We start from the raw sequence: 15,931 nt of genomic DNA on the forward strand, positions 1-15,931 counted from the left end.
CGTCTCGCCGGGCCGCCCGGCTGCCCTCCCCGCGCGGCGGCGACCCACTGAGACCATGGTCCCTACGCACCGCACCGCCGCCCGGACGAACGCCCCGACCCGACAGCTCCTGATCGTGGCGACGTGTGTCGTCGGCCTCCTCGTCGCCGCAGCCGCCATGCCAGCCACGGCACCACAGCCGACGCCCCCGGAGTTCCTGAGCGGGGAGTCGGACTGCCAGATCCTCTTCTCCGAGGATCCGGTCGCCGGACACGAACTCACCACGACGGTCCTGTACGACGAGGAGCCGGTGTCGGACTCACCGGTGTGGTTCAACGGCGAACGCGTCGGCCGGACCGACGAGGACGGACGGGTCGTCGGCACCGTCCCCTACGAGCAGACCCTGCAGGTCCGGGTTGAACTGCCCGGCGGGGGCAGCTGTGAGGCCAGCATCGACACCGGCGACTCGGACGCGCCGCTGAAGACCGTCGACCGATCCGGCCTCGGTGTCGCCGCCCTCGACGGCGTGGCCCAGCAACAGGCTCAGAACGGGTCGGGCGCGTACCCGGTCCGTGGCCGGATCGATCTCTCGGTCGACGAACAGCCCTACCCCGGCGAGACGACGACGCTGCGGGCGACGATCCAGGGCAACCCCGTGGCCGACGCGACGGTGTCGGTCGACGGACGGACGATCGGACGGACCGACGCAGACGGCACGATCGAGATTCGCGCGCCGATCGAGGGCGACCGGACGCTCACCGTCCACGTCGAACGGGGGGCCTTCGAACGCGAGACCGAGATCGTCGTCCTCCGCCTCGACGCGACGATACGGACCGACGCACTGCTCGCGCTGCCGGGGCAGAACGCGACGGTCGTCGCCCGGCTCGGCGACCGCCCGGCGGTCAACGCCACGGCGCTGGTCGGCGGCGAGCGACTGGGTCGAACGGACGCGGACGGCCACGTCGAGATGACGCTTCCGGCCGACCCGACGGCACGGCTCACCGTCGCGACGGCCGATCAGGTGGCCACCACGCCGGTCCTGTTGGCGTTCGCGCCGACGATCCTGCTGACCGTCCTCGCCGTCCTCGCGCTCGTCGGCGTGCCGGCGGCCGGCTACTCGATCGCCGGTCGTCGCGGTGTGGCGATCGGCTCCGGCGTCGCCGTCAGCGTCCTGGCGCTCGCGTACGTGTTTCTCCGCTTTGGCCGCACGATCGCACTGCTGGGGTCGCTGGCGCTGCTGGCGGTCGTCGGACTCGTCGCCTTCCTCCGGAGCGACTACAGCGCGGTCGAGGCGGCCCGAGCGACCGCCGGCTGGTTCCGCCGTCTCGGCCGCCGACTGGCCTCCGACGGCCTGTGGCTGTCCGGGCGACTCGAAGCTGCCGTCGGGAGCCTCGAACGCCGTCTCCGGCGTCTGTGGGACCGACTGATGGGTCCAGACGCGACGCCGCTCGCGGACGCCGGCCGCTGGCTCACGTCGCTTCCCGCCCGCCTGCTCGCGCTCGTCCGCGCTCTCGCCCGCGGGCCGAGCTGGCTAGGTGCCGACGAGAGCGACCGCGACGACCTCGCGGGCGAATCCGGAGACGCGGACGACGAGACGACGCTCTCGCGGCGCGCACAGTTCCGCCGCGTGTGGCGTGCGTTCGCCGGTCGGGTCGCCCCCGAGACGTGGCCCCGGCGCACGGCCGGCGAGGTCTCCCGTCGGGCGATCGATCGCGGCCTCTCGCCCGAGCCGGTCCGCGAACTGACCGACACGTTCCGGGCCGTCGAGTACGGCGACGAGTCGCTCACCGACGGACAGGTAGCGCGGGCTCGCGCGGCCCTGGAGGAGATCCGCGACGACTCCGAGGGGGGGTCGGCGTGAACCGCCTCGCCGTCGGCGGCGGTGTCGCGTCGATCCTCCTCGGAGTCGCCGCGCTCGCGGCCGGCGTTCCGGAGACGGCGGAGACGATCGTCGCCAGCGCCGTCGCGCTGCTCGCGATCTTCGGCGTCGGCGTGGCGCTCTGGAAGCTGCTCGCCTCGCCGGGCGGTGACGGGCTGGCCCTGCCGCCGCCGTGGACCGACGACGGCGCGCTCTTCGACCGCGCGCCGGAGCGGAGCCGCGGCGAGGACGCCCTTTCGGGCGAGTCCTTCGGGGCCGTCCTCGCGGACGCCGGTCAGACGGCGCGCTCCGAAGGGACGGTCGAGGCCGGCTACGACACCGTTCGGCCGGTTCTCAGGCGCGCGCTCGTCGACGCGCTGGTGATCCGAGAGGGCGATCGAGCCGCCGTCGAGGAGTCGCTGGCTGCTGGGAGCTGGACCGACCACCAGATCGGGGCCGCCGTGCTCGATCCGGGCGTCGATCCGCCCCCGCGTTCGCTGCGAGCCCGGATCGAGGCCTGGCTCTTCCCGGAGCGCGTCGTCAGGCGACACCTCCAGATCGCCGTCCAGGCCGTCGCAGAGGCGGCCGACGACGCGGTGCCGACGGTGCCGGGCCAGAACGCGTCCCGCTCGGTCCCGGTCAGCCAGCCCCGACTCGAAGACCTCCAGCGCGGCGTCGACGGCACCGTCCAGCGCGCTGTCGATCCGCTGGCGACCGCCCGCGGCCCGCGACCACCCGGTAGCGAGGCCCGCGGGGTCGCGGTCGGTGTCGAGCCGGCCGACGCGGACGGCGACGCAGAGGTCGACGAAAGCGCCGAGCCAGTCGACGACGCCGACGAGCCGGCCCGAGAATCCGACGGGAGCGGGGACGCCGGAGAGCGGGACCGCTTTGCCACGGACGGTGGTGCGCGATGAGCCGGCAGTCGACGCGCTGGCGGGCGACGGTGGCGGCTGCGACGCTGTTCGCTGCGGCCGGGCTCGTGGCCCGCAGCGGCGCGTTACTCCTCGCCGCGGTCGTTCCGCTGGTGTATCTCGCGTACTCGCTGGTCACGAGCGGTCCCGGTTCGGTCTCGCTCTCGGTCACTCGCCACGTCGAGCCGGAGCTGTCGCCGCCGGGGACGCCGGTCCACGTCACGCTCGAACTGACCAACGAGGGCGACCGGCCGGTGTCCGACCTCCGCGTCGTCGACGCCGTCCCGGCGGACCTGGCGGTGACGCGTGGCTCTCCTCGGACGGGCGTGGCGCTCGAAGCCGGCGCGACGACGACGATAGAGTACGTGCTGATCGCTCGCCGCGGCGTCCACGAGTTCGAACCCCCGCGCGTCAGGGTCCGGAGCCTCGGGGGCACGAGCGTCACGACGCTGCGCCCGACTGTGTCGGGCGACACACGGCTCGTCTGCCGCCTCGACGCGGACGCGCCACCGATCGACGACCAGGGCGCGCAGTTCGTCGGCGACCTGACGACCGACGAACCGGGCGAGGGACTCACCTTCCACTCGACTCGGGAGTACCGGCGCGGCGACGACGCGCGCCGGATCGACTGGCGGACGTACGCCAAGACCGGCGAGCTGACGACGATCGACTACGAGCGCCGCCGGGCGGCCTCGGTCGTCCTCGTCGTCGACGCTCGCCGCATCAGTCGCGTCTCGGCGGGTCCCGGCCGACCCACGGCCGTCGAACTGTCCGCCTACGCGGCGACCCACGCGGTCACCGACTTCGTCGCCAGCGGTCACGACGTCGGCGTCGCGGTGATCGGAGCCGACGGTCCGGGGCCGGCCGGACTCCACTGGCTGGCCCCCGAGAGCGGCGACGGGCAGCGGTCCCGAGCGATCGATTACTTCCGGACGGCGACGGAGGTGACCGGCGGCGCGCCCGACATCGACCGCCAGCTGGCCGAGCTGCTCGACCTGGTACCGCCGGGCGCACAGCTGGCACTGTTCTCGCCACTGCTCGACGATCTGCCCGTCGAGGCCGTACAGGCGTGGCGCTCGCAGGGGTACCCCGCCGTCGTCCTCTCGCCGGACGTGGTGACGGACAACACCGTCGGCGGACAGTTCGAACAGGTCCAGCGGTACACGCGACTGGCTCGCTGTCAGGCGACCGGCGCGCGCGCGACGGACTGGCGACGGGGGACGCCGCTCCCGATGGCGCTGGCGTACGCGTTCGCGGCCGACGCACGGCTGCCGAGTCAGCGTCCGACCGGCACTGGGGGGGTCCCGTAGATGGCGCTGTTCGGTCCCCGTCTCGATCGGCCGAGCGCCCTCGGCGACGAGGGGCGGCCGCGGGCGACGAGTCTGACGATCGCGTCCGTGCTGGTCTTCGGGCTGTTCGTCGTCGCGACGACCTGTCCGTGGAACTACGGCCTCCGGTTCGACGGGCTGGTCCCGTCGCTGATCGTCCCCGCCTGCGCCCGGCTGGGTCGGCTGACACTCGCTTTCGGCACCGTCACCGGGCTACTGACCGCCGGACTCGCGCTGCTGACCCGCGAGCGGTTCGTGTCGCTGTTCGTCGGGCAGATCTGCTTCCTGCCGGCCGGTGCGGCGCTGTTGGCCGGTCTCACGGCGCTGCTGGTCACCAGCCCGGCCTACGGCGTCTTCTTCGGCGGCTTCGCCGTGGCACTGGTCGCGCTCGGGAGCACGTGGACGGACACGACCAGTGCGTCGGCCGTCCGCCCGGCGCTGTTCCAGGAGGGGCTGACCTACCTCTCGATGGTCGGCTGGGGGATCGTCGTGCTCGTGCTCGGCGGAGCCGCCCTGCTCGTTCGCGCTGTGGTCGGTCCGGCCGGGAGCGGCTCGGATCCGACCGCGGCGCTCTCGACGTTCCTCGTCGTCGTCTTCGTCGGCGTCCTCTCCGTCCGACTGGGGCTGCGCTGGCTGCCGATCCGACAGCTCACGCCCCGAAAGCGCCGTGGAGCCGTCGACAGACGACTCGGACAGCTCAGACGCGCCACGACCGTGGTCCTGATCGGCACCCTCGTCGCCGTGCTCTGTGTTCTCCCCGCCTGGTTCCTGGGGTGGTTCGACGCGGTGTACGCGCTCTTCCCGCCAGCCCGACTGCTCTTTCCCGTGCTCGCGACGCCGATCCCGGTCGTCGCCGTCCTCGGCGTCGGCGTGGTGACGCTCGCGCTCGGAGTGGGCGCGCTCGCGCTGCGCCGGCTGACCCGCCCGGTCGACACGACGGCGAACCGCTTGCTTGCGCCTGTCGCGGCGGGGCTGGTGCTCGTGCTCGGATTCCTCCCTTTCGCCCTGTCGCTGATCCCGGTGCCCGGCGGCGCACCGCCCATCGTCCTCGTGGCGTTCCTGGTGCTTGGCCCGATCGCGCTCTACCTGCTTGGCTGGACGCTCGTCGCCGCGCAGTACCTCTCCCTGGTCCCCGAGCGCGCTGGCGGCCCGGCGCTCGCGGCCGGCGGGATGGTCCTCGCCACGATCGGCGCGGCCCTCACCGGGGTGCCGACGCCGCTCGTCCTCGCGACGGCCGTGGTCGCGATGGTCGTCTGGGACGTGTCCTCGTTCGGGCTGGGTGTCACCGCCGAACTGGGCCACCTCCCCGAGACGAGACGGCTGGAGCTGTTCCACGCCGTCGTCGCGGTCGCTCTCGGCGCGGCCGCGGTGCTCTCGCTGAGCCTGCTCGACGTGGTGCGTACGTCGCTGGCCGGCGAGGTCGCGGCGACCGTCGCGGCCGCGCTGGCCGTCTTCGGCGTCCTGGTGTTACTGACGCCGCTGCGGGGATACGTCGCCGGGGAAGGGAGAGATTGATGGGGGCGGGCGACGAGCCACCGCGCATGGTCCACCATTCCGGCGGCGACACGGTCGAAGATGGAGCTCAGACCTGCCTCTCCGTCGTCGAGCGTATCGAGGAAGCCGCCGTCGTCGAGCGCACTGTCCTCCACGAAGTCCTGTCTGCCGTCCTCGCGAAGGGACACGTCCTGCTGGAGGACGTGCCCGGCACCGGCAAGACGGTCACTGCCCGCGTCCTCGCAGAGGCGCTCGGCCTTGAGTTCACCCGCATCCAGTTCACGCCGGACCTGCTGCCGGCGGACGTGACCGGCTCGAACGTCTACAACGAACACGAAGGGACCTTCGAGTTCTCCCCGGGACCGATCTTCGCCAACGTCGTGCTGGCCGACGAGATCAACCGCGCGCCGCCCAAGACCCAGTCGGCGCTGCTGGAGGCCATGGAGGAGGGACAGGTCAGCGTCGACGGGACGACACACGAGCTGCCCGACCCCTTCGTCGTCGTGGCGACCCAGAATCCGATCGAACAGGAGGGGACCTTCCGACTGCCCGAGGCACAGCGAGACCGCTTCAGCGTCAAGACCTCGCTGGGGTACCCCTCGGTCGACGGCGAGATGGAGCTACTCGACCGGCGAGCGAAGCGCCGGACACTCGCCCCGAGCGTCGAGCCGGTGATCGAGGAGGCCACCGTCCGCGAGCTACAGGACCTCGCCGAGGACGTCTCGGTTCGGGTCCCGGTCCGACGGTACATCGTCGACATCGCCCGAGAGACGCGGGCCGACGAGCGATCCGAGGTCGGCGTCTCTCCCCGTGGCGTCCAGCGGGTGTTCGAGGCGGCGCGTGCCAGCGCCGTCCTCGCGGGTCGGGACTACGTCGTCCCGGACGACGTGAAACGCCTCGCCGTGGCGACGATGGCCCACCGGGTCGTGCTCTCGACGAACGCCACTGTCGAGGGCACCGAGGCCGCCGATGTCGTCCGCGACGCGCTGGACCGCGTCGAGGTGCCGGCCGTCTCGCCCGACGCCCCCGACTCGGACGCCGGAGCAGACGAGTCGGCCGCGGAGTCCCCGGAAGGGTCCGCCGAGACGACGCCCGCGACCGAGCAGGCGACCAACGGCCACGAGGAGCCGTCCGGCGACGTGTCGACGGACGCGCCCGCTCCAGACTCGACGACGACCGACGGCGACGCAGAGCCCGACGGATCGGACGACGACCTGTTTTGAGACGGCCGCCGGCCCACCCCGACCGACAGCGTTTTTCGGCCTGCCCGCCAGGCTCCGTGCGTGCAATTACGCGGCGTCGCGGTCGAGGTGGGCGACGAGCAGACCGTCAACACGCAGTACGGCGAGAGCGATCTCTGTGAGGTGACGGTTCGGCCCGACGACGGGCGCGGCGAGCCCGTCACCGTCACGCTGTGGGGCAAGTGGACCGAGACCGGCGCGGTGCTCGAACCCGGCATGAGCGTCGCCGTCTACGACGCCGAACCGCGCGAGTACCGAGGCGAGACCCAGTACTCCGTGGGCAGCGACGCACGGATCGTCGTCGAACCGGACTTTCTGGTCGACGTGACCGACGTTCGCTCGTGGGTCCAGTGCCCGCGGATGTACTACCTCAACAAGCTCTCGGGGACCCCTCAGGCCTACCCGGTCGTCAAGGGGACTATCGTCCACGAGGTCTTCGGCGATCTGCTCCGGGGCCGGGACGTGGCGGAGGCGGTAGCGGCCCACGTCGAGGACGCCGGACTCGATCTCGGGCTGCTCGGCCGCGACGCCGACGAGGTCGCCGCCGACGTTCGCGACCACGCCGAGGCAATCGAGGGGTGGCTCCAGCAGGGAACCCTGACCGAAGAAGACGAGTGGCGATCCGAGATGACGCTCATCTCCTCGCGCTACGGCATCAAGGGGCGGGCCGACGCCGTCCGGCGCGGGATGCCGGTCGAGCTCAAGACCGGGAAGAACACCCGCAGAGAGCCCCGCTTTCAGGACAAGATCCAGGCGGCCTGCTACGCGTTGCTCCTCGGCGAGCGCCGCGAGGAAGCGCCCGACACCGGCACGCTGCTGTACACCAAGAACGCCGCCGTCGAGCGGACCGAGGAGTCCGGCGATCTCTCGCCGGCCAAGGAGTTCTCGATCAACGACGGCCTGCTGAACTTCGTCGTCCGAACGCGCAACGAGATCGCGGCCATGGAGTACGACGCGAGCGTCCCGACGGGCTACGAGGCCGACGCAAAGTGTGAGTACTGTTTCGAACAAGACACCTGTATGGCGGTCTCCGGGCGACTGGACCAGGAGTCCAAGGCCGGCCAGGTCGGAACCGCCATCCCCGAGCAAGAGCGCGAGTACTTCGACCGGTTCTACCGGGCGATCGAGGCCGAGCGCCGGGCCGTCCACCGCGAGTACGCCAAGCTGTGGGACCAGCGCCCAGAACAGCGGGCCGACGACGACCGCGCCCTGATCGACCTCGAACCGACGGGCGAGCGCCGACTCGACGGCGGCCGCTGGGAGCTGCGAGCCCGCGGCACGGGTGCGGTCTCGAAGATCCGCGAAGGGGACATCGCGCTCGCCAGCGACGGCGACCCGATCGACGGCGACGCCGAACTCGCTCGCGTCGAGCGGCTGGGTAGCGAGACGCGCGAGGAGCGAAGCGACGAGGGGGTCTCGGAGACGCGAGCGGGAGCGAAGCGACACGCGAGCCGTGCGGACGAGCACAGCGAGTCCGCAGACGGTGCGAGCGGTGAAACCGCGAGCAGCGGCGACGATTCGACCCGCGGTGAGATCGTCGTCACGACCGACGAGCCGGTCGAACTGCGTCGCCTGGACGTGTACCCCTCCGAGATCGGCACGGATCGGATGTTGACGGCGCTCCACGACGCCCTGCTCACCCAGCCGCCCGAACAGAAGGACGTGCTCTTCGACCGGCGCGAGCCCGCGTTCCGATCGATCGACGAGACGTTCATCGACAACAACGACGCCCAGAACGAGGCGGTCCGGCTCGCCGTCGGAGCCGACGACTGCGCGCTCGTCCACGGGCCGCCGGGAACGGGCAAGACCTACACGCTCGCCCGGATCGTCCGTGCGCTGGTGGCACGGGGCGACCGGGTGTTGCTCTCGGCGTTCACCAACCGCGCCGTGGACAACTGCATCGAGGCCCTCGAAGAGCAGGGCTTTACCGACATCGTCCGGCTGGGCACCGAGAGCGGCGTCCGAGAGGACATGCAGCAGTACCGCCTGGAGACGGCCGGCGATCCCGACGACTGCGTCGGCCGGCTGGAGGACGCGAGCGTCGTCGCGGCGACGACGGCCTCCTGTGGCTCCCGGGTCGCCAAGACCCAGTCGTTCGACGTGGCGATCGTCGACGAGGCCGGCCAGCTCACGGAGCCGGGGACGCTGGCCGCCACGACGCTGGCCGACCGGTTCGTCCTCGTCGGCGACCACCAGCAGCTCCCGCCGGTGGTCCAGAGCGAGGACGAGACGCTCTCGCGGTCGCTGTTCGAGCGACTCATCGAGGCCTATCCCGACGCAAGCGTCCTGCTCGACCGTCAGTACCGGATGGCCCAGCAGATCCAGGCGTTCGCCTCGCGGGAGTTCTACGACGGCCAGCTCCGGCCGGCCACCGGCGAGGTGGCGGCCCAGCGGATCGCGGACCTGGACGGCGTCACGCTCGACGCGCTCCCGGAGACGCTGCGTGACGGCGTCAACTTCGTCGATCCCGACGGGCACGTCGACGGCAACACGAACCCGGCGGAGGCGAGGGCGGTCGCCGACGTGGTCGATGCCTACCTCGCTGCCGGGATCGAGAGCGAGGCCGTCGGCGTGATCGCACCCTACCGTGCGCAGGTCGCAGAGATCGACAAACACGTCCCCGAGGGGGTCACCGTCGACACGGTCGATCGCTTCCAGGGATCGAGCAAGGAGGTCATCGTCGTCTCCTTCGTCGCCACGGGGTCGCTCGACGGCCCGATCTTCGAGGACTACCGCCGCATCAACGTCGCCCTGACGCGAGCGAAGAAGGCGCTCGTGCTGGTCGGCGACGAACGCGCGCTCTCGACGGACGAACTGTACGAACGGATGGTCGAGTGGGCTCGCTGACGGCCCTGGCACCGACGCCTGCGGGGCTCAGTCCGTCACGCGCTTGATTCGGTTCATCCGACACACCGGACAACAGACGGCCGTCTCGCGCTGTGGGATACTGAACCGCACCCCGCAGGTCCGACACCGGTACGTGGCCACGCGCCCCTCAGAGAGCTTCGCCATCGCCCTCGATTGGTCGCCAGATAGCCGTGATCGGTCCTGGAACGACCGATTCGGGATCATTCATTGTGCTCACGTTCGGTCGTCGGTTCGGCGGGGCGCGTTGTAGCCGTTGTTTCCAGTTCGATGGGTCTACCCCTCTCTGGGCCACAGTCGGTTCTCAGAGGCGTTCGATTTAACTGCCGATGTGACGACTCCTCGTCCGTGATTCGACTCACTGCACTGTCCCGGTCGATCTGGGAGGCGACGCCGGGGTGGCTGATCGAACCGGCGGCCGTCGTCACGGCCTTCGGGGGTGCGACGGCGCTGCTGTTCGTCCTCTCGTTGCTCTACTGGCTCGACGAGCGGCGCTCGACGGCCACGGTCGTGAGCTACGCCTTCGTCGCACTGGCGGTCGTGATCCTCCTGAAGGCCGCGATCGGCGTGGGGCGACCGCCGGCCTCGGTCCGCTCCATCCCGCTGGCCAACGACCCCTACGGCTTTCCCAGCGGCCACGCGGTCGCGGCGGTCGTCGTCTACGGGGGCCTCGCGACCGTCCGGGACCGTCTCGACGACGCACGCGTCGTCGCCGCTGTCGCCCTCGCCGTGACACTCGTCGCGCTCTCGCGGGTGGTCCTCGGGCTGCACTACCTGGGTGACGTGCTCGTCGGCGCGGCGCTCGGAGCCGTCGTCCTGGGGGCCTGCTGGCGGTTCGTCGGCCGGCGTCCGGGACGGGGCTTCCTCGTGGCCGGCGTGGTGGCCGTCGGTGCCGTACTGGTCACCGGCGGCAGCTCCGAGTCGATCCTCGCGTTCGGTGGCAGCGCCGGTGGGGCGGTGGGGAGCCGCTGGATCGACGCCGCGAGCGGACTCCGATCTCGCCTCGACGGCGCGATCCTCGCGGCGGTGGGCGTCCCGTACGCACTGGTGCTCGATCGGGCCGGCGAGGCGGTCGCGCCGCCGCTGGCGGCCGTCGTCTACGCCGCGCTCGTCGCCGGCATCCTCCTCTTGCCGGTCGCCGTCGACCGACTCCCGCTCTCGGCCGACCGGACCGCTGGTGCCTGATCGACTCGACGGCCGACCGCGGGCGATGTCGAACGCGTTCGCCGTGCTACGGCTCGCGAGCGGACGATTCGGTCGGATCGGGCGTACCCGCATCGACGGCCCCGTCCGGAGCGTCGGCCTCGTCGAGCAGCGCCGTCAGTCCCTGCCGTCGATCGCCCCGTTCGCCGGCCCGGAGGTCGGCCATCAGGCGCTCGCGGAGCGTCTCGTGGACTGTTCGGGCGCGCTGGTCGTCGAGGTCGTGTGCCGTCGCGTCCCCGCCCAGCAGGCTCGCCGTGCTGGCGGTGTCGGCGGTCACGCTGGCCAGCGAGAGGCGACGCTGGAACACCGTTCGCGTGTCGATCACGGTCTGGACGCGGTAGTACGGCACCAGCCGGGTCGACCGCACGAGGACGCCGCTCCGGGTGGCAAAGAGGTGGTCGAGCAGCGCGAACCCGCGGTGCTTCCAGCTCAGGTGACCGGCCAGTGCCGTGACCGGGAGCAGCGCCAGCGGCGCGTACCAGTAGGGGACCGTCTGGACCAGCGTGTCGACGGAAAGCAACAGCCCCGTCGCCACGACCGGGAGCAGCGAGTAGCGGACGGCGTAGCGTCGGCGCGACCTGTCGGGGAGTCGCTCCATCGCCGGAACGTCGGCGTCGGTCAGCGCCTCGGCGACGGCCAGCACCGTCTCGCGATCGTCCAGCGGAATCGCCGTGTTGCTCGCGTCCTGACTCCCAGAACCCGGCGCGTAGCCGGCCGTCTCGACGGCCAGAGCGGCGTATCCCACCTGTCGCATCAGTAGGTTCTCTCGGACGGTGACCGTCTGGACCTTCTCCAGCGGGATCGAGCCGCTGTACTGCTGGATCAGTCCGCGCTCGTATCGCAGGTCGTCCCCGACGTAGTCGAGGTGAAAGCCGTAGTACTCCGTGATCGTGAACGCGGCACTCAGGAGCCAGGCCGCGAGTGCGAACAGCGCCGCGGCGACGCCGACGGTCAACAGCGTCTCTCCCGTCGAGTAGGTCGGGAGCCCCGACAGCGAGACCGTCGACGGGCCGCCCAGTGTCTCGACGGTCGCCGAGAGCAGTCGGAGCGCGTACTCCTGTGCGAACGGGACTCCGAAGAGAACCACCGCGGGGGCTGCGGGCCGGAACGAGACGAGCGCGAGCGTCAGCAGATCTCTGGTCGAGAGCTCGTAGATCCGGCGCTGTCCTGGCCCTGTCGGCTCTCGGGCCACTGTGTCGTGTGCTGGCTCGTCCTCGTCGCTTGCCGTCTCGTCGCCCTCTCGTCGGTACTGAGCGACGGCCGACTGGAGCGCTCTGGCCTCGTCGACGTCGACGGCGTTCAGGACCGCCTCCGTCGCGCTCCCACCGGCCGTCTCGAACTTCACGACGGCGAGGCCGAAGAGCCGCTGGACGGGGCCGCGCTCGATGTCGACGTTCTGGATCCGTCCCAGCGGAATCTCCCGTTCCTGTCGGTCGAAGACGCCGGAGTCGACCGACAGCGTGCCCCCCGCGAGTGCGTAGGTAAAGCGGTAGTACCGCGCCACGGCGTAGGCCGCCCCGACGAGGGCACCGACGGGTGCGAGGACGAACACCGCTTCGAGCGGGAGCACGTCCAGTGGACCCGTGAGCATCATACCGGCGAAGAAGCCGATGCTCCCGAGCCGGACGACGCCGGTGACGACGCTACCGACGGCGCTGATCGGGTGGAGACGGTTCATACGGCGTCGGTGGCCTCGCTCTCGGCGGCGAGCTCGCGCAGTTGCTCGCGCAGTTCGGTCGCTCGCTCCGGACGCAGCCCCGGAATGCGGATGTCGGCACCCCGCGTTCCGGCAGTGTAGACGACGACGCTGGAGAGACCGACGAGGCGCTCGACCGGTCCGCGCTGGGTGTCGGTGTGCTGGAGCCGGACGTAGGGGACCGAGGTGTCGACCTGCGTCACGACTCCACGGACCAGAAAGAGCGCGTCGTCCTGAATCTCGAAGCGCCAGCGTCGAAACCTGAGGACGGCGTGGACGGTCCCGAGAACGGCCGCCACGACGACGACGGCGGCGATCAGCGGCGGGTCGACCGGAATCGCAAAGCGGTCGATCGCGACGGCGACGCCCGCAAGCAGCGCCGCGACCACGACCGCCCGCCCGATCCACAGCAGTTGCACGCGGGAGTTGAGCCTCTCCATGCGCGATTTCCGGGGCGGCGCGGTGAAAAGGGTTGGTGTGGTCCACTCTCGCTCGGCGTCGTCCCGCTCACTGACGGCGGCGTTGCCGACGGTGGAGTGCTGTCGTGTCGTGGCCGGTATCAGACCTCGCCAGCGTCGTCGTCGATAGCCGCCAGCACGCGGTCGTGAAACGCCTGCAACACCGCGGACTCGTCTTCGGCCAGCACCACGTCGCTGGCCAGCAGCGTCGCCAGCCCGAACGCGCGGGGCGACGGCGAGTCGACGCGGACGGTCTCGACGGCGAGCTCGCCGGTCTGGATCGCGCCGGTCACGTCCTCGATCGCGCCCACGTTGAGCTTGTCTTCCAGGATCTCGCGATACGTCTCCTCGACGACGGCGAACTCGCCCAGTTCCTCGGCGAACGAGAGCAGCATCTCGGCGTTGACCTGCTGTTCGCTGGCCGACTTCTCGTAGCCCTTGTACCGCTTGAGGATCATCAGCGCCCGCGTGGCGTTGATCCGGAAGTATCGCTGGAGCAGGTCCGTCCCGTCGAGGCTGGCCCGCAGATCCGCCCGAACCGCCGTCGGATCGATGTCGGTGACGATCCCCTCGATGTCGACTTTCCTGTTCAGCGGCATCGAGAGGGTGAAGCCGTTGTCGGCGACGGCGACCTGGACGTTGGCGCTGGCTCGCTGGGCGACGCGGTAGGCGACGAGCCGCGAGAAGCCGTCGTTGAACCGCCGTCCGTACCCGGAGTGGACGTAGTAGTGGCGCTCGTACTCGTCGTGGTCCAGCGCGACCTCGATCACGAGCCGGTCGTCGGTCGAGACGCTCTTCGAGCCGGCGTAGGCCACCTGCTCGGAGAACATCCGCGTGATCGCACGCACGGTGTTCTCGTCCAGGGGGAACTCCCGGAGCCACAGTCGAACGGCCGGCGGGCCGCCCTCGTCGAGTCGCGACAGTAGCTGGCGCTGGAAGGCGAGGATCTCCCGGCCGAGGTCGTACGATAGCGGCAGCCGTTCAGAGAACCACGACGGGACCGTCGGCCGTGCGCTGGTCCGGTCGACGTACACCTTCGAGCCCCGACGATAGCGATACTCGAAGTTGTCGCCTCCGAGGACGAACACGTCGCCGCTCTCAAGCGTGTCGAGGTAGCCCTCGTCGAGTTGCCCGACCCACTCGTCGCCCGCCCGGGTGTACACGTCGCAGGTGAACGAGTCGGGGATCGTCCCGATGTTGGTCATGTAGATGACGCGGGCCATCCGCCCGCGCTTGCCGATCAGGTGTTCGCCCACCGGGTACTCCTCGTAGTGGTGCTCGCCGTCGGGGGGATCGTTCGTGTCTCGCCAGATCTTCGCGTAGACGTTCTTGTCTTCCATCCCCGGATAGTCGGCGGTGAGATACCGACAGAGCTGCTCCCACTCGTCGTCGGTGTACTCGCGATAGGGGTATGCACGGCGGAGAATCGCCTCGACCTCGCGCTCGGGCCGGACGGCGTTGATCGCCATGCCGTAGACGTGCTGTGTCGCCACGTCCTGTGCGCGTTCGGGGACGAACACCCGGTCGACGAACCCCTCCGTTGCCTTCTTCAACATCACCGCACACTCGATCAGCTCGTCCCGGTCCAGCGCCACGACCCGTCCCGTGACGGTCTCTCCGAGCTGGTGGCCCGCTCGACCGACTCGCTGGAGGAGCGCGGCGACGGACTTGGGTGAGCCGACCTGCACGACCAGATCGACGTGGGGCATGTCGATCCCCAGCTCCAGACTCGTCGAGGTCGTCACGACGTCGAGTGTCCCCGCTTTGAGACGCTCCTCGATCTCCTGGCGGCGCTCTTTCGAGAGGCTCCCGTGGTGGCACCCGGAGTTGTCCTCCCCGTAGCCGTCGAACTCCGAGCGGAGATTGTGCAGGACTCGCTCGGCCCCCGAGCGCGTGTTCGTGAACACGAGCGTGTTCGTGTGGTCCTGAATCAGCTCGTGGAGCTGCTCGTAGAACCGCCCCTGGATCACGTCTCGCGCGGTGTCGATCAGGTCGTCGGTGGGCGTCGTCAACTCCACGTCGAAGTCACGGGCGAAGCGCGCGTCGACGATCTCGCACTCGCGGGGCGACCAGTCGTCGCCGCCCGCGCCGTGGCGCTCACACCCGACCAGGAACCGGGCCATCTCGTCGAGTGGCTCGACGGTCGCCGAGCAGCCGATCCGGGTCGGCGAGCCGTCGGCCAGCGCCTCCAGGCGCTCCAGAGACACCGAGAGGTGGGTCCCGCGCTTGTTCTCGGCGAGGCTGTGGATCTCGTCGACGACGACGTACTCCACCGTCCGGAGCTTCTCTTTGAACTTCGGGCTGTTGAGCAAGATAGCCAGCGTCTCCGGCGTCGTGTTGAGGATGTGCGGCGTCGTCTCCAGCATCTGCTGGCGATCGCTGTCGCTCGTGTCCCCGTGGCGAATCGCGTGTCGGATCTCGACGGCCTCGCCCCGTTCGTCGAGCTTCTCGGTGATGTCGGTCAGCGGAACCGCCAGATTCCGGTGGATGTCGTTTGCCAGTGACTTCAGCGGCGAGACGTACAGACAGTAGACGCTGTTGTCGAGTGCGTCCTCGCGAGCCTTCGCGAACAGCTCGTTGACGATACCGGTAAAGGACGCGAGCGTCTTGCCGCTGCCGGTCGGCGCTGCGATCAGGGCGTTCTCCCGCTCGTGGATCAGCGGGATCGCCTCCTTCTGTGGCGGAGTGAAGAACCCCCCGTTGTGCGGAACGAACTCGCCGAACTGCTCGACCCACCACTCCTGGACGACCGGCGCGAGCCGATCCAGCACGTCGCCGTCGTCGATCGCGACGCTCTCGGGGTCGAACTCCGGATCGACGCCCGCGAGCCGTTCGCGTCCCTCCATTCGTTGTCGAGGGGTAGGACTGGGGCGACAAGTGCCTTCGGACCGCACGGTG

10 protein-coding genes are annotated in these 15,931 nt (G+C 70.5%); 7 read left to right on the forward strand and 3 right to left on the reverse strand.

All coding sequences use genetic code 11. The features are described from left to right. Positions 1-55: 55 nt before the first annotated feature. From HMUK_RS10130 to HMUK_RS10160, 7 genes are all read left to right on the forward strand, one after another. Complete coding sequence (locus tag HMUK_RS10130; protein WP_015763061.1) at positions 56-1,840, forward strand: DUF4129 domain-containing protein; 1,785 nt, start codon at positions 56-58, stop codon at positions 1,838-1,840. Beyond that, positions 1,837-2,751, forward strand: a complete 915-nt coding sequence (locus HMUK_RS10135; protein ID WP_015763062.1) for a DUF7269 family protein — start codon at positions 1,837-1,839, stop codon at positions 2,749-2,751. Before HMUK_RS10130 ends, HMUK_RS10135 begins: the two co-directional genes overlap by 4 nt. Beyond that, on the forward strand, positions 2,748-4,058 hold the full coding sequence (locus HMUK_RS10140; RefSeq protein ID WP_015763063.1) for a DUF58 domain-containing protein: 1,311 nt from the start codon (positions 2,748-2,750) through the stop codon (positions 4,056-4,058). The genes HMUK_RS10135 and HMUK_RS10140 overlap by 4 nt, the downstream gene beginning before the upstream one ends. After that, positions 4,059-5,591 carry a DUF7519 family protein gene (locus HMUK_RS10145; protein ID WP_015763064.1) on the forward strand — a complete coding sequence of 511 codons (1,533 nt, stop codon included), beginning with the start codon at positions 4,059-4,061 and terminating at the stop codon, positions 5,589-5,591. It begins immediately after the preceding gene. A gap of 26 nt (positions 5,592-5,617) precedes the next feature. Then, positions 5,618-6,793, forward strand: coding sequence for an AAA family ATPase (locus HMUK_RS10150; RefSeq protein WP_174259123.1), 1,176 nt, complete (start codon positions 5,618-5,620; stop codon positions 6,791-6,793). Positions 6,794-6,853: 60 nt separating this feature from the next. After that, entirely contained in the window at positions 6,854-9,658 is a 2,805-nt protein-coding gene (locus HMUK_RS10155; protein WP_015763066.1) for an AAA domain-containing protein, read from the forward strand. A 366-nt stretch (positions 9,659-10,024) separates the two neighbouring features. After that, entirely contained in the window at positions 10,025-10,861 is an 837-nt protein-coding gene (locus HMUK_RS10160) for a phosphatase PAP2 family protein (RefSeq protein WP_126967093.1), read from the forward strand. A 46-nt stretch (positions 10,862-10,907) separates the two neighbouring features. On the opposite strand, the gene HMUK_RS10165 is transcribed toward HMUK_RS10160, so the two are convergent. From HMUK_RS10165 to HMUK_RS10175, 3 genes are all read right to left on the reverse strand, one after another. After that, on the reverse strand, positions 10,908-12,557 hold the full coding sequence (locus tag HMUK_RS10165) for a PH domain-containing protein (protein ID WP_015763069.1): 1,650 nt from the start codon (positions 12,555-12,557) through the stop codon (positions 10,908-10,910). Next, entirely contained in the window at positions 12,554-13,015 is a 462-nt protein-coding gene (locus HMUK_RS10170; RefSeq protein WP_015763070.1) for a PH domain-containing protein, read from the reverse strand. Before HMUK_RS10170 ends, HMUK_RS10165 begins: the two co-directional genes overlap by 4 nt. A 119-nt stretch (positions 13,016-13,134) precedes the next feature. Next, positions 13,135-15,879, reverse strand: a complete 2,745-nt coding sequence (locus HMUK_RS10175; RefSeq protein ID WP_015763071.1) for an ATP-dependent helicase — start codon at positions 15,877-15,879, stop codon at positions 13,135-13,137. Positions 15,880-15,931: the final 52 nt, after the last annotated feature.

The organism is Halomicrobium mukohataei DSM 12286 (genome assembly GCF_000023965.1).
In the GTDB taxonomy this organism is placed as follows: Archaea; Halobacteriota; Halobacteria; order Halobacteriales; family Haloarculaceae; genus Halomicrobium; species Halomicrobium mukohataei.

What these genes read in the sequence shown, in the direction of transcription:
- HMUK_RS10130 (WP_015763061.1), top strand. Translation starts at nt 56, where the DNA reads ATGGTCCCTACGCACCGCACCGCCGCCCGGACGAACGCCCCGACCCGA.
- HMUK_RS10140 (WP_015763063.1), top strand. Translation starts at nt 2,748, where the DNA reads ATGAGCCGGCAGTCGACGCGCTGGCGGGCGACGGTGGCGGCTGCGACG.
- HMUK_RS10145 (WP_015763064.1), top strand. Translation starts at nt 4,059, where the DNA reads ATGGCGCTGTTCGGTCCCCGTCTCGATCGGCCGAGCGCCCTCGGCGAC.
- HMUK_RS10150 (WP_174259123.1), top strand. Translation starts at nt 5,618, where the DNA reads ATGGTCCACCATTCCGGCGGCGACACGGTCGAAGATGGAGCTCAGACC.
- HMUK_RS10165 (WP_015763069.1), bottom strand. Translation starts at nt 12,557, where the DNA reads ATGAACCGTCTCCACCCGATCAGCGCCGTCGGTAGCGTCGTCACCGGC.
- HMUK_RS10170 (WP_015763070.1), bottom strand. Translation starts at nt 13,015, where the DNA reads ATGGAGAGGCTCAACTCCCGCGTGCAACTGCTGTGGATCGGGCGGGCG.
- HMUK_RS10175 (WP_015763071.1), bottom strand. Translation starts at nt 15,879, where the DNA reads ATGGAGGGACGCGAACGGCTCGCGGGCGTCGATCCGGAGTTCGACCCC.